Origin of the sequence: Sphingobacterium sp. UGAL515B_05 (assembly GCF_033097525.1) — a bacterium.
Classification (GTDB): domain Bacteria; phylum Bacteroidota; class Bacteroidia; order Sphingobacteriales; family Sphingobacteriaceae; genus Sphingobacterium.
In genome coordinates this window covers 6,002,910-6,023,291 of record NZ_CP109907.1, presented here as the reverse complement: position 1 = coordinate 6,023,291, position 20,382 = coordinate 6,002,910, and the positions used below count along the sequence as shown (strand labels likewise).

The window sequence follows — 20,382 nt, the reverse complement described above, 5'->3', positions numbered from 1 at the left end:
CTTGTTGAAGTGTTAAACTTTTAAAACTTATCCAGATGATCGAGCCAATACTGAAAGAATTAAATACCAAGATAGAGACCATTTTTCCGAAAATCGTTGCAATACGCCGACATATCCATCAGCATCCTGAATTGTCCTTTCAAGAATACGAGACAAGCGCCTATATTCAGCAACAACTCGGGGAATTGGGTATACCATTTGAGATTGTCGCTCAAACAGGTGTTGTGGCTGTGCTAACCGGTCAAAAATCGGCGAGTGATGATATTGTGGTGTTACGGGCAGATATTGATGCTTTACCGATAGACGAGCAAAATGATGTGGGATATAAATCGAAGAATAGTGGTGTCATGCATGCTTGTGGCCATGATTTTCATACGGCTAATCTATTGGGGGCGGCGTCCATATTAAATGATTATAAAACGGAGTTTTCCGGTAAAATTGTTCTGCTATTTCAGCCTGCTGAGGAAAAGATTCCTGGCGGAGCGATTCAGGTTTTGGAATCCGGGATTCTGGAATCTTTTGGTGGAACGATTAAAGCTGTGCTGGGTTTACATGTAAGTCCCCGTGTTTCTGTAGGAAAAGTCGGTTTACGTTCCGGGCGATTTATGGCCTCGAGCGACGAGTTCTATTTCACCATTAAGGGACGTGGTGGCCATGCTGCGGAGCCACATCGGGCTGTTGATCCCATTATGATCGGCGCGCAGTTACTCACCACATTACAGCAAGTTGTCAGTCGGAAAGCCAACCCTGATGTACCGTCTGTATTGACCTTTGGTCGTTTTATTGGAGATGGTGCTGCCAATGTTATTCCCGAGGAAGTTAAATTAGCCGGAACATTTCGTACAATGGATGAGGTGTGGCGCAAGGAGGCGCTGGAAATGGTTGCTGAAATAGCGGCAACGCTTCCTGTATCGCTTGGTGCAAAGGTAGAAGTTGAAGTCCGGCATGGTTATCCCGCGCTTTATAATGATCCCGCGTTAACGCAAAAAGTCAAAACAATTATTGCGGAGACGATGGGGAATAGTGTGCCACAAGATCTCGAAATCTGGATGGCAGCCGAGGATTTTGCTTATTATTCTTATCGTTATCCCGCGCTGTTTATGTTGATAGGCACAAATAATGACGATTATACCACACAATATGGTCTTCATAATCCACAGTTCAATCTGGATGAAAAGGCTTTCGAAACATCAATCGCTGTTTTAGTCAATGCAGCTATTTCCCTTTTGAATGAATCAAATGAATAGAAAAAAATTCTTGATGTCCTCCTTTGCATTTGGATTATCCTATGCCGTTAATGCGAATAATAAGGTGTTCTCTGGGCATGATAACGTAAAAAAGATAGGGATCATTGGGCTAGACATTACACACGCTGTTGCTTTTACAAGAGCGATTAATACGGCTGCTAGCAACCATCCCTACGGAAAATACAGGGTTGTTGCGGCTTATCCCTACGGAAGCAAAACAATTCCCTTAAGTATTGAGCGTATTCCGAAAATTACAGCTGAAGTGCAACAGCTCGGTGTTTCGATTGTATCAAGTATTGCCGAGCTATTGAAAAAAGTAGACTATGTGTTTTTGGAGACAAATGATGGAAATCTTCATCTGGAGCAGGCACTTCAAGTAATCAAAGCTAAAAAACCTTTATTTATCGATAAACCAATAGCGAATTCCTATAGGGACGCTTTCCAAATTTTTCAGGCGGCAAAAAACTACGGTTGCCCTGTTTTTTCATCAAGCTCCTTGCGTTATATTACCGGACTTCAGGAGTTGGATAGGACTAAGGTAATAGGCGCAGATGTCTATTGTCCGGCAGTAACGGAGCCTTCGCATAAGGATCTGTATTGGTATGGAATCCATGGGGTCGAAATGTTATTTGCATTGATGGGACCGGGATGCCGCTCGGTAAAAACGATTCAGGAACAAGGTACCTCGTTTTATGTTGGGGAGTGGGCGGATGGAAGAATTGCCTCACTTCGGGGCATTCGCGAGGGAAAGGATGATTTTGGCGGAACGGTTTTTTTGAAAGATCAGATTGTCCATTTGGGACAATTTATGGGATACGGCCCATTGTTGGATAAGATCCTTCCGTTTTTCGAAACAGGTGTAAGTCCGGTTGACGAAAAGGAAACCCTGGCAATATGCGCATTTATAGATGCAGCCGAAGAAAGTAAATTAAATGGCGGAAATGTTGTTCAACTTCAAAAATAGGGGGGCGAGCCTGCTTAATAATTACTCGTCACCGTAATCAACAATGGACTATTAAAAATTGAGGCGGGTGATATGACCGTTTCATTCAGCGGAACGCTGTTACCATAACGCTCTTTCAGCTTAGCTTTCACTTCGGGGCTGCTTAAATCAAAATCTTTCAGTTTCTCAAGTTTCCCAACTTCGATGCCTGCTCCACGCTGGTATATTTTCCAGATCAATTCCGAGCAATAGATCTTATCGTCTGACCATTCGAATGTCGCGTCGTAATTTTTGCCGATAAAATCTTTGCCGATTGCTTTCATTTTGGCCAGTTTCGAATTGGTCAGTAGCTGATCTGCGTTTTTGAGGCGCTTGACCGCGTAATGCTGCTTTTCGCCACGCTGAATCCAGTGTTCTAACTTCGTAACAGTTACGGGCTGTACGGCTTCCAGTACGTAGGGTTTGCCTTGCTCGTAAAAAATAATCCCACAATGGGAATACAGAGAACGCGTTGCTAATTGGATGGCCTTGCATTGCGGTGAAATAGAAGACTGAAAGATCATATCGCCATCGTTGAATTGGGGTAGTTTTGAATTAGCCTTCGATTGCTTAGGACCCATTGGCTTTTTTTGCGCATGAACTGGCAGTGTTAGCGCTGCGGTGATCACAAGATAACGAACAAGGGATATCAGGTAAATAAGTGTCTTTTTCATTGTTTTATTTCTGAATTTACTGAAATAGTTTAATGATTTTCTTCGACTTGGTCCTTTCGGCGAGTTGAAAAGCAGATAATACGTCGGATCCATACTGATATACTTTCTCTTTAGCGGCACCTTTCTGCAAAAGATACGCTATGGCTATGTTGTTTTTCATTAAGATCGCTTTTCCTAGTAGTGTACATTGTGTGAAGCTATAATCGGCTTTAACTTCATCTATACCCAGACGGTTCAGACTATTTAAAGAGCTTTTACGGATAAAATCCATGTCGTTTTTTTCTATCGCCGCCTTCAGTACTTCGAAATCATCGACTTGTCTGTTTCTGGTCAGAAATAAGTGATGAAATTGTTTGGCAATAGCATACTGATCCTTTTCTAAAATCCGATGAATGGCATTGCTGCTAAACTCCTCCACTGTAGAAAATCCATGCAGCTGACTAAAAAATAAAAGTATATTTTCAAAAGGGAGCTTGGTTGCTTCCAGCTGCATTAGGCCGTTCAAATCGTTCGTGTCGAATAAGTTCTCCATGTGTCTGAGGCTGTCCAAAGCGATGAATTGAAATTCAGGTTGATAGTCCGCGAGCCAATTGGAGGATTTTGGTATTACAAAGTTGTTTTCAGTAACCCTATAGTTGATGGAGATAGCCGGTTCGGCATAGTTGATTATTGTTATTGTGCTGTCTGATAGTTTATAATATTTTGAACGAAGATGCTCCGCAGTTGCGGTCGGGAAAAGTCTGTTGAGATTGATCTGTATAGCGTATACGCCCATGGTGTCCACAGGCAAATTATAACAAAGCGTCCCTTGGTCCGTAATGTAAAAGGGTAGACTGTTTCCTGGCTGCTGCTGTGACTGAAAAACGATCTTGTTTTGATCTGCAAACAACGATGTTGCAAGGCCGGCTAGTAAGTAAAGAAGGCAAAGACCTCTTTTTAACCCTAAGCGATTCATTGGATAAAATGATCGCATGACTAATCGTGGTATTGTTCTAAAAACTGATTGATCTGATTGGTTAATCCAAACGATTCGGTTTCCAGTAAGTTGATCTCAGCTTGTATCTCAAGTGTAGTCGGCGACAAGATTTGTTTTTGATAGACCTGAATGTCCAGTTCCAAAACCGCTAATTGCAATGCTAGAAGCTGTTTGCCTTCTGTTGTATGGAGTTGTAGTTCATTAAAAGCATTTTTTAATCGTTCCAATTCAGCGATGGATTTTTTGACGTCATTTTCATCGGCCTTGCCAAAGTTTGGATAGGCTTCTCCCAGCGTACGAAAAGCATCCAGGTATTCTTCCTCGGACATTTCGTAAATATTCGAATAGAGCATATTGTACGCATCAATGGCGTCATAGGTATCCGCATCCATTAAGTCTTCGCGATAGTCCTCGACCAATTGTTTGATGTCTTGAGATTCAATTTGTAAGATTGACTCAATATCCTGTTTGATAAGATTGGCTAATTCCATGCTTTATGCTTAAGTAATTCAAATTCTTTGCTAGCACATTTGTGGGCTGACAAAGAATTTTGTGACTTTGGTATAGACAAAGATCATGTTTTATCGCAAAATTTCAATCCCTATAATCAGCTAATTTTTATTGAAACTGTCTCTCAGCGGTTTTTTATCATCTGAACATTTCCTATAGGCCTGTGTAGTCAACATTTGCATCGCATTTTTCTGTCTTGTAGTACGTGTTTTTCTTTTGACCCGTTATCAAACGAAGAGCGGAAAGCCGTAGTAGCAAAAAAAGGGATCAGAGCGGCATCAAATTTTACCTTTTAACATTGTTTGTTCATTGCTTGTTCAGTGATGGCTCAGTATATACTGTATAATCAATGACTAATGACTGTCTAAATAGTGATTAAAAATTGTTATTAGATATGAGTTGGTATCCGTATGTTTCGATTTAATACTTATCCTGATTAGCTATATGCTAATCAGGAAATCAGTTTCATGTTCACTATTTAGAAATGGGGGATGAATTTTTTGCTACGTTGTTTTATTTAAATTATTTTACTGATATACAGTGTTATATGTGTTGTTGTTTGATTTTATGAGTAAAAAGTACTCAACATATTTTGCAAGCTTAAATTTAATCTTCATATTTGTTGAGTAAAAAGTACTCAATAGTGAAAATCAAAATTAAAAACTATGATTGTATTAAATAAGCATCAGATAGTCACAGAGCAATTTCCAAATGGGGAGACAAAAGTGAAAGATTTTGATCAGTTGATCTTAAAGAACAATCTCATTGAATTTACTTATCAGGAGGACGGGGATTTAATCCGCTTGCTTTTTGTCAAAAAGCGATTGGATGAAACCGAAGCTGAAACTTGTCGGTTACTGATCCGTTATATGCCTTATAGCCGTATGGATCGCAAAATTGAAGGTGATTTATTCACATTGAAATATGTGTCGGAGTTTATCAATAGTTTGCAATTTGATGCAGTATCTGTTGTCGAACCGCATTCCAATGTGACGCTGGAGCTGCTGGCGAACAGTGTTGGGGTTTATCCGGCATTGGACTGGTTGCCACAATTAATGGAAAAACTTGATTTTTCGGAATCAGATCGGATTGTTTTCCCGGATAAAGGAGCTGCGGCACGTTACATCAACAGCGGCTATGAAAATAGCTGTGTTTTTGAGAAAAAGCGGAATCCACAAACAGGCCGGATCGAAGGGATGGAACTTAAAGCCGGAGATATTCCGCTCGGCGCAAAATGTATTATTGTCGATGATCTGTGTTCGGCAGGGGGAACATTTCTTTGGGCCGGGAAAATATTGAAAGAAATGGGAGCCAGTGCAGTCTATCTTTTGGTCACACATTGCGAACCCCGAATTTTTAAAGGGAATCTGCTGGATGATGATTCACCCATAACCAATGTCTTTACCACCAATTCCATGATGGATACCGAGCACCCCAAAATAAATTATATCAACTTAACGACTGAAAGTTATGTTTAAATCAATGAGCATGAATCCAATACTTTGGACAGATGGTTATAAATTGTGCCATAAGGATCAATACCCTGCACATACGCAATGGGTTTATGAGACTTGGACGCCACGCATGTCACGCATAGAAGGCATTAGTCATGTTGTGTTTTTTGGATTACAGGGGGCCTTGGCCGAAATCACGAATTCATTTGATGCAAACTTTTTTGCTCAACCGGAAGAAGAGGTCGTGGCGGCTTACGAAGAGGCAATAGCAGCTGTTTTTGAAAATACAAACGCAAAGTTCGCCTCGATGCATGAATCGAAACATATTCGCGACCTACATCGACTGGGGTACCTTCCAATCAAAGTAAATGCTTTGCCGGAAGGCAGCCTGGTGCCTATTGGCGTGCCAATGTTTACCATTGAAAATACACATCCCAATTTTTTCTGGCTTCCGGGTTATCTGGAGACACAATTATCGGCCTATATCTGGTCACCGATGACAGCAGCGACAATTGCAGATCGCTATAAAAGATTATTGACGGGTTTTGCCGAGAAAACGGGCGACGTCAATAAAGTCTTTACCCAAGCTGGTGATTTTTCCATGCGTGGCATGGGCTCTCCTGAAACGGCTTATCGTACAGCTGGGGGGCATCTGTTGAGCTTCGGTGTCTCAGCTACGCTTTCCGTTAGGGAGTATCTGAAATCCTACTATCATGCAGAAAGTGATGTGATGATGTACACTCCGTCTACGGAGCACAGTGTGATGTGTTCCTACGGTGAGGATGAATTGGAAGCATTTCGGCATCTGATTACCAAGGTATACCCAAGTGGAAATATTTCCATCGTATCGGATACGTATGACCTCTGGAATGTAGTTGACAATGTATTGCCGAAACTGAAAGATGTTATTATGGCTAGGGAAGGAAAAGTTGTTATTCGCCCCGATAGTGGCGATCCTGTAAAAATTATCTGTGGTGATGTGGCATCTGATCGCAGTACTGTTCAGAAAGGTATTGTCGAACGTTTATTTGAACTTTTTGGCGGTACGACCAACAGCAAGGGATTTAAGGAGCTGGATCCACATATCGGAGTGGTTTATGGTGATTCCATTACAGTGGATAGAGCCGATAAAATATGTCAAGGTCTGCTCGATAAGGGCTTTGCTTCCACCAATACCATATTGGGAATAGGCTCTTATACCTATCAATATGTTACACGCGATACTTTTGGTTTTGCGTTAAAAGGAACTGCCGAAATTGTCAATGGAGAATTTAAAGCAATTCAGAAACGTCCGGCTACAGATACGGGAAACTTTAAGAAGTCACAAAAGGGTATGGTGGCTGTGGTATTTGAAAATGATGAATTTCGTTTAATAGATAACCTGAATCCACAAACTATAGCTGAACTGGAAAGTAGAAACCTACTCCAAACCTGTTATTTGGACGGTGAATTTACACACACAACGCGTTTTGAAGAAATAAGGAATAGATTGAAAACTGAAACAATTCGAGTATATGGAAAATAGCGTAAACAAACCGTTTTTCATCCAGGATGAAAACGTTGCACAGTATGCACAATTGATGGCATCCTGGATTGCTCAGCAAGTGAAATCTGCCGGCCGTCAGGGACTTGTACTAGGAATGAGCGGTGGTATCGACTGCAGTGTTGTGGCCTGCTTATGCCGTCTGGCACAAGTGGATGTTCACTTGATCATGATGCCCTATGGCAGCGATATGAATAATAGTAAAAGCCATCAGCATGCGATGGAGCTTATTCAGAAGTTTGATTTTCCGTTTCATGTGTTTGACATTCAGCCTGCTGTGGATGCCTTGGCAATTCATCAAGAACAATTTGTCGCCGGAGCCACAGCCGCTAACCGCGCCTTGAGCCTAGCAAATATTCGCCCACGTGTGCGCATGACATATTTGTATCAATTTGCGCAACTGGGCAGTAGATTTGTTATTGGTACGGGGAATATGGCCGAAGCTACAGTAGGTTATTTTACGAAATGGGGCGACGGCGCCTACGATCTGAATCCGTTGGCAATGGTGACCAAACAGGAAGTATATACCTTGGCAAAATACCTGGGCGTACCCGAATCTATTCAGTATAAAAGTCCGTCTGCCGGCCTTTGGGAAGGACAGACCGATGAAGATGAACTGGGAATGACTTATGCGCAAATCGATGGGTTTATTTTGAAAGGTACATCGGGCGACCCGGTTATAGATGAACTTATTCGTAAACGTATACAACAATCTGCGCACAAGTTTGCAGCAGTGCCTACGTTCAAGGGTTAATTTTAACTAGTTAAGGCAATCGACGCAAGCACTCCATAGCAGCTAACAGGAGACAAAAACAATGTTTTAATGAAAATGATTTTTAACTGGAAGAAAAGTTTAATGGCTTCATCGTTTTGCGTAAAAAATGCGGCGTTGAAATAGATATTGATTAAATAAAATGAATAGCATGATAACACCATTTGATCAGATTGTCGATGTGCAGCATATTGCCAGCGGCAAAAGGGATAATATACCGGCAATGCTGGCATTGGCAGAAAAGGAGCAGGTCCGGCCTGCAGCTTTAGACGTGAAACGGACGCTGCTTTTGGCAATAGATGTTCAGAACGATTTTATGGAATCTATTGGGAGTCTTGCGGTCAATGGTTCCAAAGCAGATGTTCAGCGTCTAACACAATGGATGTACCGTAATTTAGGCTCTCTGACACAAGTGATGTGCAGTCTTGATTGCCATTCGATGATGCAGATTTTCCATGCCGACTGGTGGCTGAATATGGAAGGAAATCATCCGGAGCCATTTACCATCATTCGCTATGCTGATGTCCGCGACGGTATCTGGCGTGCTGTGAATGGCCATACAGCCTTAGCGCTGGATTATCTTCAGCATTTGGAAGCTGAGGGAAAAAAACAATTATGTATCTGGCCATACCACTGTTTGGAGGGGACCTCTGGCGCACAGCTTGAGAGTCAATTTACGAATATGCTCTATTTTCATAGTGCTGTGCGTCAGGTAAAACCAGTTTTGGTTTACAAAGGACAGGATCCGAATACGGAAATGTATGGTATTATTAAAGCCGAGTATGATGGTAATAAATTTGTCAACCATGCTGTGCTTGAAGCAATACGGGCACACGATGCCATTTATATTGCGGGAGAGGCCTCAAGCCATTGCGTATTGGCTTCGGCGGTGCAGATTTTGGAATATTTTGAACATGATTGGTCCATCACCTCCCGTATCACCTTGTTGATCGACTGCATGTCGCCGATTGCCGGATTTGAAGAGCAAACCCTTCTGCAGTTTGACGCTTTAAAAGAAAAATATGGGATACAGATCAAATTGTCAACCGAAGTAAATTTGTAGTACATGGCAAGCTCAGCAAAAAAATATGTATATGAATATCCGAGACCTGCGGTAACGGTTGACTGTGTGATCTTCGGCTTTGATAAAAACCAGCTTAAGGTATTATTGACCAAACGTGCAATAGAACCTTTCTTGGGAAAATGGGCGTTTCCTGGAGGTTTTATTCGGGAAGATGAAAGCGCCGACGACTGTGCGCTACGTAAACTGCAGGAGGAGGCCGGTCTCGAGGATATTTTCCTTGAACAGCTTTATACATTTTCAGACTTAACACGTGATCCGCGCGGAAGAGTGATCAGTATTGCTTATTATGCGCTTGTCAAGCCTGAAACGTATATCTTGGAAGCGGGTGCGGATATTGAAGCTGTAAAATGGTTTGGCATTGATGAAAATAAAGACCTCGCTTTTGACCATAAACAGATCTTGAATACCGCCATCGAAAGGCTCAAAGGGAAAATACGTTATCAGCCGATCGGTTTTGAGCTTCTGCCCGAACAGTTTACCTTGCCCGATTTGCACAATTTGTATGAAACTGTTTTGCAACGGTCAATTGACCGTGGGAATTTTCGAAAAAAAATCCTCAGCATGGGTTTATTGATCGACCACAGTGATAAGCAGAAAGATCGGCGTGCCAGGGCTGCGAAGATTTATAGTTTTGACAGGGTAAAATATAAAGAACTTACTGAATCGGGGTTTTATTTTGAAGTATAAGTTTTATTTTGAAGTATAAGTAGAACAGGTGGAGCAGGCAGAAATGAAATACTGCCTGTTCTTATCCTGTCTAATTCGTATAAGGTCAATCTATTAATAATCGGGATTGTTTTATTCTCCTGATCTGTTGCTATTCGTGAACACCAACGAAATCAAGCCGGTGCTAACCCTGAAAATCACCACAATCATGTACTTCAAATTGATCGATCAAAGATTTTTGGGTGTAGTATTTTGCGATACGTTTATTCTTTAGCAACAACGAATCCCCTTTGATTTGTAATTCGAAAATAGGCTCTTTCTCTATTTTCTTGAAGGAAAACTCATGATTTTTGGTCTTAATCGTGAGACTGCTATCACGAACATTATACGTGAAATCTTTAATTTGATAGATTTCATTGGAATCACAGACATTGACCAAAAGCAGCTGTCTTTTATTTATTTTGATTTCTGCAAGATCACAGGCATAACATATTCCTGAAAATTCGATACCATATTTCTTGAAACTATTTTTGCTCTCCGGCTGAAGAATAGCAATCGGATAAAGCTGATTAAAAAGAGCCAGGTCATCATTGGATGTGAATTTCATCGCCTCCTTTTTCTGTAAAGTGTCTATACTGGCGGGAGTACTAACTGCAATGGCTGTTTTTTTAGCCTCATTCTTTTGTTGGCAGCTAAAAAGCAATGCTATACAGAGTAGAAAAATAGTTTTTATAGTGAACTTCATGGTTGTTTTAGGTTAGTTGAACTTTTTTTAATAGGTTTTACTTGTTTTTTATTCGATATCGACCCATTTTTTTTCAAAATAGATCGTGCATACCGGTATATCTGTCGAATCGATGAATTTAGCTTGCACAAAATCACCCTTTGTGTCCACATATTTTAGTTTTGAGCCCTTACTGTCTAAGCCAGAGGTATCGTAATATGCACCCAGTTTAAGTTGGTAAGGATTATCTGCCACATCGTTGGTAAAGATGGAAAATAAAAGCAGCTTCTTAGCCTGTGTGTCTGCTTGCTCATAGCCAAAGAAGCGATGATCTATACGTATATTGGAATGCAGGCGTATAATACTGTCTTTAGCAGTCAAGTTCACGTAAGCTTTGGTGACTTCATCAGATTCCAGTACACTTTGCGCATTGGCATGGTCAATACTATCCAGTTTGGCGTGTATTGGCAATGCGGTGTCTTTTAAGACAGTATCTTTGACTGGCCTTTCCGTCGTTTTTGCGGGAGCTAGGTGTGCTTCCTGTGGCTTTGATTTTTCCTGACAGGCAATTTGCAATGAAAGAAGTATCAATGCGCCGATATAATAACTGTATTTGAAATGATTCATTGTTCTTTCCGTTACAAAATCCAAACCAAAGTTGCCTGAAATAGGCTGAGAAAAAAATCCCTGTTTTCCGCTAAATAAAAAAAATGATAAATACGGTATTTTTACAGCATTCGCATGATTCTTGTCGTATGGAACGGATTACTGCGATACAACGACAAACAGAAAAATTAGCACATGGCACATCGTATTTATATCTATAATGTAAATCTCAAGACCAAAGAAACATATCCTTCTTATCTGGCCGAATGGAATTATGAAATTCCTTTCCTGATGCTACCTTTATTTTCCGCCAATATCCGGTCCAAAGGCAGCCAGCTTTATGCAAACAAGGAAGATGGGATCGCACTACTGCGCTATTTTTATGCGTTGTTGGCTGATAGGTATCAATTGCATTATAAAAAAATATATTTTGAGCCTGTCAACAGGATGTTTGATTTTTTGGAGGCTTTGCCTTTCGATACTTTTCAAATCGATGGACGCGATGTTTTTACCATGAATGAAGAAAATGACGCGGAGCAGGCCAAAGATTGGGTGTCAGAAATAAGAATGAAGGCCGCTTTGTATGAACAAGCGGTCGAAGAACAGTCCTTAGATCTGCTGGCCCCGCTTGTGAAAGAGTCTGGTTATACTTCATTTTTAGACGCTCTTCAAACCGATTGGATTGATTATGGCTTGGGCTTATGGGCAGAGGAGCTTGTGCAGGAGAAAGGAGCGGAGGTTTTCGAAGTGGAAGGAAAACAAGGATTAAAAAATGCCAAAGGTGATATTTTGGTTGAGGCGGTTTACGATGAGATATTTGAATTCAATGACCAGGGGATTGCGGTCGTTGAATCAAATGGACTATATGGCTATATTAATGCTAGTGGCGCTGAACTGCTGTCCTGTCGATATAGTGACGCTTTCGATGCCCGGCATATCAATGGGAACAATTACGCTGAAGTGGAAGTGGCAGGAAAACGTGGGGTACTGCATTTGGATGCCAAACAGCTGAGTATACCTGCAATCTATGATGAACTCGACTGGATCGCCTATGGATTTATAAACGCAAGACAAGAAGATAGCCACATTCTCCTTTCGGCTGAAGGACGATTGATTATTTCAGATCCTGCACCCGAGCCGTTTATGTATGACTATAACAAGCTGTTCTATAACCGGCAAAAAGGAACGATAAAAAGGAAATATTATCGAATGGACGGTCAGTATTTAGGGACTTTTCTGGAAGGTAGTCTGGAGCCGCTAGCCAATCGATATTTTTGGATTAAACCCAATAAGCTACAGCCAAAAATTGCCGTCATTCAACCCGATGGTAATATCTTGGATGAAGGAATTGACCGGATCATCGTGTTGGATGGCTATCGAAGTATTGCCTATCTCAAAAATAAAAGATGGCAGATTTACTCGCTTGAGCAGGGGGTATTTCGACTGATGGATAGCCTGATAGATAAAGTAGCTGTAGATAGCATACAGCAATACCGTAAAGATATTTTTGTCGTAGGCTGTGCTCAAGGACAGGGGATTTATGATGCTCTTCGAGGGGAATGGTTACTTGAACCTGTTATTGACCATCAGAAAATCGAACATTGCTTTTTGGATTTTATGCGCATACACTGTCCTGCTGGAATGCGCTATTTCGATACGAAGCTAAACTTTTGCAGTGAGCATTACGATTATATGTGTTCGCCTTTTCATTATCCAGCACCTGAGGCAATTTCAGGCGAACTCCTGTTGCTTTTTAAGGGAGAGAAGATCTTTCATCTCGACCTAAACCGGAATGTGATAGAGATACCCGAAACAGCATTTGGGCATTTATATACAGAACGTTATCAGTTACAGGGGCGTGATCAAAGCTATTTTGTGCAGTTTTATCAAGCCTGGACGAAACGCAAGGGTGATGGATATGAACAGTATTTCGATAATGACACACTTCTTGAAAAGGGGAAGAAGCTCGATGCTGAAGGGAAGGTATCCGAAGCCATTCGGCTGCTCAAAATCGCGGCCGATCGGGGCAGTGCAGACTGCCAATATTTCCTTGGAAATATCTATACAGACACAAGCTACGAAGGGATGGATATCGCAAAGGGAAAGTTCTTCTATGAACAGGCAATGGCGCAGAACCATGCTCAGGCATGGAATAACTGGGCCTTTCTCTATGCGACAGCGCATGGTGTTGAATTGGATATTTCGAAGGCCTTAAAAGGGTATCAGCAAGCTGTTGCGCTTGGAGAGGCACAAGCCATGAGCAACTTAGGGAATTGGTATTACGAAGGAGCCTATGTGGAGCAGGACTATGCCTTAGCTTTAGATTACTTTAAACAAGCTGAAAAAGCGGGTATCCCCAACGATGCGCAAATGGCAGAAATCTATTATCAAAAACAAGATTACGCGAACTTATTGCGTTATTTAAAAAGGGATACCACAAATCAATTTGCTGCTATTTATTATGGGATTTTGTATGAGGAAGGACTGGGCGTTAAACAAAGTTTGCCAAAAGCGATCCGTTACTATGAACAAGCCAATGAAGAAAACGTGTATGCCTATGCTGTCAATCGTTTGCTGCAGCTGTATGCTGCGCATGGAGCTGCAGCAAACGCGGATAAATACGAGTTTTGGTTAAATTTTGCTAAAGAAAATACTGTTGAAATTGATCAATAGGAAGAGAATTATTATCCCATAGAAAATGGCTCATCGCATATATATTTACAATACAGATAAGAAGGATCAAGATTACTTTCCGCATTATTTAGGGGAATGGAATTATGTGATTCCGCCGCTTTTTTTACCCTTATTTGCTGCTAATCCGAAGGCAAAAGGTACCTTGGTTTATTCCGAAAAGGAGCTTGGAATCCGTAAGCTTCGCGCTTTTTATGATTTGCTCATTCATGAATATAGGTTAAATTCAGATGCGTTGGCCATGGCAGCTATCGGGAAACTGTTCGATTTTTTGGACGGTTTGCCCTTTGATTACTTCCAGCTAAACGCGAGTGATGTATTTAACATGAGCGATGTTAAACATAGTCAACAGGCAAAAGATTTTGCATTTGAAATCTATGAGAAGAATTTGCCCTATGAAAAAGCAATCGAAAAACAGTCCATAGCTGAGCTCGAATCTATTTTGGTACCCGCTGGTTATACCTCTTTTTTAGCGATGCTCGAGCTGGAATGGGGCAACTATGGCTTGGGCTGGTGGAATAGCGAAGCGATTAATAGTCTGGATAATCAATTTTTTGAAGATCAGGGGCTTTGGGGGATACGCAATGCAAAAGGGGAGGTGAAGGTCGAAGCAAGCTATCAGGAAATTGGTGATTTTGACTATGAAGGGATCGCTGCCATAAAGAAAAATGACCTGTTCGGTTATTTGAATAGGGGCGGCGAAGAAACTATTCCCTGTATTTATTCTTCGGCAGCGCCAGCCCAATATGGGGCTGGATCAACCGTTGGTAAGGTGAGCTTAGCTAAAAAATACGGATTGATCAACATCGGGAACGCAGAAATAATCATACCGCTTGAATATGATGAACTCGAAGATTTTGCTTACGGTTATTACCAGGGAAAGAAAGATCAGCAATACTACATTATCGACGCCCAAGGTCGGTTCTTTAATGTGGTTGGTGCAGACAAACCGTTTGACATAGATTATGATGGATTTATCTATCAAGATATTCCCGAAAATAAACTGCGTCATTATTATTCCAACAGTGGTATTTTACTTGGTGCTTTTGCCAGTGGTGCACTGAGCGAACTGCTGTTTGATTTTTATGCGGTCAATTTGAATAACAAAAAGAAAAAATCTGTTTTGTCTCCAGATGGAACTATCCTGGTCAAAGATGTTGATATACTCAATGCTGGAAACGGTCGAGGTGCATTATTCTTTGCCGATTCCGGCAGCATTCGTTTGTACGATCTGGAAGCCCGTGCCTATGTACTGCAAGACTTGGTAATGCAATCCGTTCAAGGGGGAACTGATTTCGGTAATGGTGCCTGGGATTGCTATATCATCCAAACAGCTGCCGGAAGTGGGATCTATCAGGCTGCTGAAAAGGCCTGGCTGATCCCGCTCTCAACGCACTATGTGAAAATTGTATATGCTGCTGTGATGGATTATTTTATTCTGAAAGACCATGCGGGAAGATATTACTATTTTGACGCAGTGCAAAGGGCCCTCAGCTCCGCCTATGATTATGTCTGTGCAAGCGTCAATCACTATCAGGATCTGATGTTATTGCAAGGTGACCTCTTATATAAAAAAGGCTACGATGGTGTGGAAGTAATTCAGGAAGAACAATATGGCCAATTTCTGAAGAAGCTGGATCAATTGTCAGGGGAAGATTTTGATGTATGTAGCCGTTTTTTTGAACGATGGAAGAATGCAAAGGGCGATAATTTTGAATCCAGCTATGATAGTTATACCTTGTATCATATGGCCTTAGACTGCTACCGGCAGGGCGATGTTGAAAAGGCGATGCGCTATTTTACCTTTTCTGCCGACCAGGGAAATGAAAGCAGCATGCATGAACTTGGGAATATCTTTACGGATACCGATAGCGAAGACAATCGTTTTTTAGATTTGGACAGGGGAATTCAATATTATGAACAGGCCGCCCAAAAAGAATATGCCCCTGCCTGGAATGCAATTGGCTACCTCTTTCAGTATGGAATCGGCTATAACAAAGACTTGAAAAAGTCATTTGATGCTTACCTAAAAGGAGCCGAGTTGGGGAATGGCTATGCTTTGTCCAACTTAGGTTACTTTTATTCAAGTGGGACCTATGTTGAAGAAGATCTGGAAAAAGCCCTCACTTATTATCAGAAAGCGGAATTAAAATTAGTTGAAAACAACAGCAATATAGCCGCTATCTATTACAGTTTGGAAGATTACGATCGTCTATTGGTTTACTTGAAAAGAGATAAGGAAAATAGTTATTCCAATATCTATTATGGATTGCTCTATGATCAGGGACTGAAATTTAAAAAGGACAGTAAAAAAGCGATCCACTATTTTGAGCGTGCCAATGACTACGGCGTTTACGAAAGTGCCACAGCGCGCTTATTGGATTATTATAAGAATGATCCTACATTTAGAAATCAGGAAAAATTTGTCCATTGGTTAGGTTTCGCAAAAACCAATGAACTGGATATCGAACAGGATTTATTGCAATGGGATAATCAGTCCGAAGATTCAAATGCAAGTTCTTCCTTTTTTAGTAAACTATTTAAAAAGAAAAAGTAAATCATGTTATCATCAGCAAATATTGATTTTAGTGGCATTCTGATCGACTTGATCATGATTGTTTTTTTTGGATTTGGAACGATTTATACGTTAACGGTAGGTATTGTTCATATCGTAAAGAAGAAAACACGAACCGCGGGGTATTATTTTCTGTCGTTTTTTCTGTCGGGCCTTATTGGACTCCTGATTGCAGGATTGCTGGCCTTTTTGTGGGCGATGTCATTGTCGTAAAGTGAAGGCAATAAAGTGAATTTAGCACAATGATCTTTTGACTGCCAGTCAAAGGTTCATTGTGCTATTTAATTCCATCAATGGTTTTTGGCGTTGACAATATGCATGAGGTGGTGGTTACAATGCCATGCATACAGGCCTATATTGACCTTTAAAGAAATTAGTCTTTTGGTAACAGGGTGAATAAATCCCCTTTCAAGTTGTTCAGCTGAAAGGCTTTTCAGCAGTATGACCCAACGTTCATGTAGACCTTCAAGCAATTTTACCGAACTTTCTATGGGAATTATTTTGGCGTCGGGAAGTTCGGCCCACAATTTTTCTTCATATAATTTAATGGTTGGATCTTCTTCCGTTAGGGCCAATTTGAAGCGGACAAAGCTATTCATATGGCTGTCGGCACAATGGTGAACGACCTGACGTATCGTCCAGCCGTCAGGACGGTAACGCTTCTCTAGCGCACTGTTCGTAAGGTCGCCGACTTCGGATTTTAACCGAGCCGGAAAATCTGCAATTGTCTTGATCCAGTCATTCAACAGGGAGCTGTCAATTACATCGGGTATCGCGAAACGACCTATGGGGTATCTGAGTTTTTCTAATTCATGTTGCATAATCTAAAATTACTTAAAATAGATGCAAGGTTCCTAATCTTTATGTTCATGTTTTCGATGAATATTTTTTTTCGATACGTTCTTGTGCAGGCTGTAATTTGGATGCGATAAAGAATTGTGGTAATTTCGGCAAAATTGATAGAAACAGGAAGTCTCCCGGTCGGTTGGAGGATAGTTGACCAGGGCATATAAAAGCACAAGAAATGAAAAGTCTAAAAGAACTGATTGATACAAGTAATTCGGGATGGAAGCTGGTTGAGGGCTGGTTGAAGGAAGCGACAAATTCATATGAAGTGCTTCCTCAAAACCCTAAGCGGGCCGATGAGGAACTTTTAAGGGCACAAATTACGACAAAATCTCCGATGGGAGCCATTATTCATCGGAGCGGTGGTATACTAATCGATGGTGGCTGGCTGCGGATTTTAGGCTCCGGTTCGCCAAAGTTGAACCGTGGAATTATGGAGTGGAATAAGGGCAAGAGTTTTGACAAGGAAGGCGAAAAAGGAGGATTTCTTCTTATAGCTGACGATGTTTTGGGTGGTTATTTTGCCATCAATGCCGGCGCTCTGGGAGATGCTATTGGACAGGTCTATTATTTTGCTCAAGATACCTTGCAATGGGAAAGTTTGGAATGTGGCTATTCGGACTTTGTTTTTTGGGCTTTGAAAGGGGATATCAGACAGTTTTATGAAACATTTAAATGGAAAGACTGGAGTGAAGACGTCAAATCCTTGACTGGTAATCAAGTTTTTTCGTTTTATCCTTTTCTATGGACTGAAGAAGCACGCGACTTTCGTAAAGTAGATCGCAAGCCAATGGCAATCGATGAGAACTACCACTTTACGATGGAATTTGCAGGAAGACGCTAACCCTTGTCGTGTTATTCTAATACGATAAGCAGGCAGCTTATGGTAAATAAGACCGAATATGACGAAGACCGAATATGACGGCCACGGAAGCACTCCTGGCCGTTTTTTTATCGCTTTTATTTTCAATGGTGGAATTTAGCTTATTCCCAATCTCCTATCAGATTCCTCATTAATAACGCTGTTACACTACTTTTGCAAGGTAATAACAGGGGGTTAACAGGGATTTACCCCTGCTAACCCCCTGTTAACCCCCTGTTATCCCCTAGTTATCCCGCTGTTAAAAGATAAGATGATAATAAAATCGTAATACCTTGTGCTATGCACAAAGAAGTTGGATTTTCCATTTTTTTGCGTACAGATTATAGACGATTTTTGAATCTGTGATTCAATGAAGGGACAATAGACGAGCAATTGGCGTTTGTCTACTAATTACTGTTACAGGGAAGAAGTAGGGGATATAATAAGTCTTTTGAAAAGGGTGCTTGATATGCGCTCATGATGTGGGCAAATTGATTTGAATCCAAAGATCTTATCCGGTTGGGGAAGATGATCTTACAAAGTCTGGAAAGCTAGTCAAGCGTACTGTTTTTATTCTTTTATTAGGCGATAGGAAAATGTGTTGTTGTCCTATCGCCTAAGTAGTTAAGGGGATTTGCGAACTGAAATCTATGCAGATTTATTCTGGAGACTAAAGCTAACCTCGTTTAGTCTGACAATTTGTATTTGGATCCCCTCGATGAGTCCTAGTTGGGTGGCCGCTTCTTTTCCTAATTTGAGGACGTGAAAACCTCTGCCCCGATAGGTAAAATTACATTCGTATTCTCCAGCATTGATCATAATCCTTAATTTTTGGGATTTGGTCGGAAATAAAGGTTTGAATTCTTTTGTGATTCTTATTTGTGACTTTTTTACATCATCTGCAGTAATCTTGTTGCCTTCAGAAGGAAACAGCATGCTTGTTGGTAAAATAGCTGCTGCTGGGGCTGTCGTTTCTGTTTTTTGTTCCTGTGACTCTGCGCTTTGCGTAACCTCTTTTTCTGTTGTTAGAGGGACTGTTTTATCTTGATGTTTTTTCTCCTGTCTTCCTTTTTTTCTGTTGTTTTGATTCGCTGGTTTTTCAGTTGTATTTACAGCCACGGCCGGAATAATTTTGTTCGTAGTTTCTATCGGCGGAGTAGGTGCGACAGCCGATAAAGGACGTTTAATGATATTACGGATATAATAGTGTTTTATGCGGGATTTGTCGGTGTTCCGCTCTTCAATTTCAAAATCTTCCTTGTAGGCTTTAAAAAGGTGGGACATCTTGTCGTATCCGTAATTTCGCGCATCAAAATCAGGTTTCCTTTTATTGAAAAGACTTCCGATTTCACCTAGGAAAGCCCAGCCATTTTCATCAGCTGTATCATCGACAGTGTCTTTTAAAAGTTCTAGGGTGTCTTCATCCAGTACCGCTATACTTGCCGGGTTGTCAACCGGGGCAGATTTGGGTTGAATTAGCTGTTTTTTCTTTATGACTATTTCTTTCTTTTGATTTTTTTCGAAAATTTCCACATAGATAAACTTGTCACAAGAGGCGATAAAGGGTTTAGGTGTCTTTTTCTCACCTATACCGATTACAAGTTTGCCTGATTCCCGGAGGCGCGTGGCCAAGCGGGTGAAGTCGCTGTCGCTCGATACAATACAAAATCCGCCCACTCTGTCTGAATGCAGAATATCCATGGCGTCAATAATTAATGCGGAATCAGTAGAATTTTTGCCTTGGGTATAACTGTATTGTTGTATGGGGGTAATCGCGTGGGTAAGAAGTTTGTCCTTCCATTTTTCAACATAATGGTTGGTCCAGTCTCCGTAGATGCGTTTGATGGTTGGAATCCCGTATCTTTTGACTTCATTCAAAATCTCTTCGATCTTTCGATAAGATACATTATCCGCATCGATTAGTATTGCGATTTGCAAATCCCCATGTTCTGCCATATATGTTTAGATTATTTTTTCAATATTTGAACTCATTTCTATTCGTGTGACCTTTCTGATCTGAATATATTTGTTAAAAATACAGTATTGTTAAAGAATTTCTTTAATTTTTTAGAATTAATTTGAATGCTATTTTTTAGAACATGCTATCTGCTGCTTTTGTTTGGGTGTAGGGGGGATTTATTACGTTTGTAGAGCGGTGAAATGATTTGAG

Annotated in this window: 18 protein-coding genes; 11 read left to right on the top strand and 7 right to left on the bottom strand. The window is 41.0% G+C overall.

Annotated elements, in window-relative coordinates:
• Nucleotides 1-35: 35 nt before the first annotated feature.
• Complete coding sequence (locus OK025_RS25240) at nt 36-1,247, top strand: M20 family metallopeptidase (protein ID WP_317667506.1); 1,212 nt, start codon at nt 36-38, stop codon at nt 1,245-1,247.
• Nucleotides 1,240-2,211 (top strand): Gfo/Idh/MocA family oxidoreductase, encoded by a 972-nt coding sequence (locus OK025_RS25235; RefSeq protein WP_317667504.1) that lies wholly within the window; start codon nt 1,240-1,242, stop codon nt 2,209-2,211. The genes OK025_RS25240 and OK025_RS25235 overlap by 8 nt, the downstream gene beginning before the upstream one ends.
• Before the next feature lie 14 nt (nt 2,212-2,225).
• Here the strand turns inward: OK025_RS25235 and OK025_RS25230 are convergent, their stop codons facing one another.
• The 3 genes from OK025_RS25230 to OK025_RS25220 are packed head-to-tail and all read right to left on the bottom strand — an operon-like array spanning nt 2,226 to nt 4,370.
• Nucleotides 2,226-2,903 carry a YiiX family permuted papain-like enzyme gene (locus OK025_RS25230; protein ID WP_317667502.1) on the bottom strand — a complete coding sequence of 226 codons (678 nt, stop codon included), beginning with the start codon at nt 2,901-2,903 and terminating at the stop codon, nt 2,226-2,228.
• A 16-nt stretch (nt 2,904-2,919) separates the two neighbouring features.
• Entirely contained in the window at nt 2,920-3,876 is a 957-nt protein-coding gene (locus tag OK025_RS25225; protein WP_317667501.1) for a hypothetical protein, read from the bottom strand.
• Nucleotides 3,877-3,878: 2 nt separating this feature from the next.
• Nucleotides 3,879-4,370 (bottom strand): hypothetical protein, encoded by a 492-nt coding sequence (locus OK025_RS25220; protein ID WP_317667500.1) that lies wholly within the window; start codon nt 4,368-4,370, stop codon nt 3,879-3,881.
• Between the two features lie 684 nt (nt 4,371-5,054).
• Here OK025_RS25220 and OK025_RS25215 point away from each other — a divergent pair.
• The 5 genes from OK025_RS25215 (at nt 5,055) to OK025_RS25195 (ending at nt 9,929) form a co-directional block, all read left to right on the top strand.
• Entirely contained in the window at nt 5,055-5,867 is an 813-nt protein-coding gene (locus OK025_RS25215) for a hypothetical protein (RefSeq protein WP_317667498.1), read from the top strand.
• A 10-nt stretch (nt 5,868-5,877) separates the two neighbouring features.
• Nucleotides 5,878-7,368 carry a nicotinate phosphoribosyltransferase gene (locus OK025_RS25210; RefSeq protein ID WP_317667496.1) on the top strand — a complete coding sequence of 497 codons (1,491 nt, stop codon included), beginning with the start codon at nt 5,878-5,880 and terminating at the stop codon, nt 7,366-7,368.
• On the top strand, nt 7,358-8,140 hold the full coding sequence (gene nadE / locus OK025_RS25205; RefSeq protein ID WP_317667495.1) for an NAD(+) synthase: 783 nt from the start codon (nt 7,358-7,360) through the stop codon (nt 8,138-8,140). The genes OK025_RS25210 and nadE overlap by 11 nt, the downstream gene beginning before the upstream one ends.
• A gap of 169 nt (nt 8,141-8,309) precedes the next feature.
• Nucleotides 8,310-9,221: a hypothetical protein gene (locus tag OK025_RS25200; RefSeq protein WP_317667493.1), complete on the top strand. Its 912-nt coding sequence runs from the start codon at nt 8,310-8,312 to the stop codon at nt 9,219-9,221.
• Nucleotides 9,222-9,224: 3 nt separating this feature from the next.
• Nucleotides 9,225-9,929, top strand: coding sequence for an NUDIX hydrolase (locus tag OK025_RS25195; RefSeq protein WP_317667492.1), 705 nt, complete (start codon nt 9,225-9,227; stop codon nt 9,927-9,929).
• 163 nt (nt 9,930-10,092) lie between these two features.
• On the opposite strand, the gene OK025_RS25190 is transcribed toward OK025_RS25195, so the two are convergent.
• Complete coding sequence (locus OK025_RS25190; protein ID WP_317667491.1) at nt 10,093-10,653, bottom strand: hypothetical protein; 561 nt, start codon at nt 10,651-10,653, stop codon at nt 10,093-10,095.
• A gap of 48 nt (nt 10,654-10,701) precedes the next feature.
• Nucleotides 10,702-11,259, bottom strand: a complete 558-nt coding sequence (locus OK025_RS25185) for a hypothetical protein (RefSeq protein ID WP_317667489.1) — start codon at nt 11,257-11,259, stop codon at nt 10,702-10,704.
• 174 nt (nt 11,260-11,433) lie between these two features.
• On the opposite strand from OK025_RS25185, the gene OK025_RS25180 reads away from it, so the two are divergent.
• Genes OK025_RS25180 through OK025_RS25170 form a run of 3 tightly spaced genes read left to right on the top strand, consistent with a single transcriptional unit; the run spans nt 11,434 to nt 16,717 of the window.
• Entirely contained in the window at nt 11,434-13,911 is a 2,478-nt protein-coding gene (locus tag OK025_RS25180) for an SEL1-like repeat protein (RefSeq protein ID WP_317667488.1), read from the top strand.
• 25 nt (nt 13,912-13,936) lie between these two features.
• Nucleotides 13,937-16,486 carry an SEL1-like repeat protein gene (locus OK025_RS25175; RefSeq protein WP_317667487.1) on the top strand — a complete coding sequence of 850 codons (2,550 nt, stop codon included), beginning with the start codon at nt 13,937-13,939 and terminating at the stop codon, nt 16,484-16,486.
• Between the two features lie 3 nt (nt 16,487-16,489).
• On the top strand, nt 16,490-16,717 hold the full coding sequence (locus tag OK025_RS25170) for a hypothetical protein (protein WP_120334747.1): 228 nt from the start codon (nt 16,490-16,492) through the stop codon (nt 16,715-16,717).
• A 77-nt stretch (nt 16,718-16,794) separates the two neighbouring features.
• Here OK025_RS25170 and OK025_RS25165 read toward each other — a convergent pair whose 3' ends face one another.
• A complete protein-coding gene (locus OK025_RS25165; protein ID WP_317667486.1) occupies nt 16,795-17,325 on the bottom strand; it encodes a YfiT family bacillithiol transferase in 531 nt (176 codons plus the stop codon).
• 203 nt (nt 17,326-17,528) lie between these two features.
• Here OK025_RS25165 and OK025_RS25160 point away from each other — a divergent pair, with 203 nt between their 5' ends.
• The gene (locus OK025_RS25160) at nt 17,529-18,194 is read left to right on the top strand and encodes a DUF2625 domain-containing protein (RefSeq protein WP_317667485.1); all 666 of its coding nucleotides are present in this window, start codon (nt 17,529-17,531) and stop codon (nt 18,192-18,194) included.
• Between the two features lie 666 nt (nt 18,195-18,860).
• On the opposite strand, the gene OK025_RS25155 is transcribed toward OK025_RS25160, so the two are convergent.
• The gene (locus tag OK025_RS25155; RefSeq protein ID WP_317667484.1) at nt 18,861-20,168 is read right to left on the bottom strand and encodes an NYN domain-containing protein; all 1,308 of its coding nucleotides are present in this window, start codon (nt 20,166-20,168) and stop codon (nt 18,861-18,863) included.
• Between the last annotated feature and the right edge of the window lie 214 nt (nt 20,169-20,382).

Excerpts from the sequence above, each read along its gene's own strand:
- OK025_RS25240 (WP_317667506.1), top strand. The coding sequence starts at position 36 with ATGATCGAGCCAATACTGAAAGAATTAAATACCAAGATAGAGACCATT.
- OK025_RS25235 (WP_317667504.1), top strand. The coding sequence starts at position 1,240 with ATGAATAGAAAAAAATTCTTGATGTCCTCCTTTGCATTTGGATTATCC.
- OK025_RS25230 (WP_317667502.1), bottom strand. The coding sequence starts at position 2,903 with ATGAAAAAGACACTTATTTACCTGATATCCCTTGTTCGTTATCTTGTG.
- OK025_RS25225 (WP_317667501.1), bottom strand. The coding sequence starts at position 3,876 with ATGCGATCATTTTATCCAATGAATCGCTTAGGGTTAAAAAGAGGTCTT.
- OK025_RS25220 (WP_317667500.1), bottom strand. The coding sequence starts at position 4,370 with ATGGAATTAGCCAATCTTATCAAACAGGATATTGAGTCAATCTTACAA.
- OK025_RS25215 (WP_317667498.1), top strand. The coding sequence starts at position 5,055 with ATGATTGTATTAAATAAGCATCAGATAGTCACAGAGCAATTTCCAAAT.
- OK025_RS25210 (WP_317667496.1), top strand. The coding sequence starts at position 5,878 with ATGAATCCAATACTTTGGACAGATGGTTATAAATTGTGCCATAAGGAT.
- nadE (WP_317667495.1), top strand. The coding sequence starts at position 7,358 with ATGGAAAATAGCGTAAACAAACCGTTTTTCATCCAGGATGAAAACGTT.
- OK025_RS25200 (WP_317667493.1), top strand. The coding sequence starts at position 8,310 with ATGATAACACCATTTGATCAGATTGTCGATGTGCAGCATATTGCCAGC.
- OK025_RS25195 (WP_317667492.1), top strand. The coding sequence starts at position 9,225 with ATGGCAAGCTCAGCAAAAAAATATGTATATGAATATCCGAGACCTGCG.
- OK025_RS25190 (WP_317667491.1), bottom strand. The coding sequence starts at position 10,653 with ATGAAGTTCACTATAAAAACTATTTTTCTACTCTGTATAGCATTGCTT.
- OK025_RS25185 (WP_317667489.1), bottom strand. The coding sequence starts at position 11,259 with ATGAATCATTTCAAATACAGTTATTATATCGGCGCATTGATACTTCTT.
- OK025_RS25180 (WP_317667488.1), top strand. The coding sequence starts at position 11,434 with ATGGCACATCGTATTTATATCTATAATGTAAATCTCAAGACCAAAGAA.
- OK025_RS25175 (WP_317667487.1), top strand. The coding sequence starts at position 13,937 with ATGGCTCATCGCATATATATTTACAATACAGATAAGAAGGATCAAGAT.
- OK025_RS25170 (WP_120334747.1), top strand. The coding sequence starts at position 16,490 with ATGTTATCATCAGCAAATATTGATTTTAGTGGCATTCTGATCGACTTG.
- OK025_RS25165 (WP_317667486.1), bottom strand. The coding sequence starts at position 17,325 with ATGCAACATGAATTAGAAAAACTCAGATACCCCATAGGTCGTTTCGCG.
- OK025_RS25160 (WP_317667485.1), top strand. The coding sequence starts at position 17,529 with ATGAAAAGTCTAAAAGAACTGATTGATACAAGTAATTCGGGATGGAAG.
- OK025_RS25155 (WP_317667484.1), bottom strand. The coding sequence starts at position 20,168 with ATGGCAGAACATGGGGATTTGCAAATCGCAATACTAATCGATGCGGAT.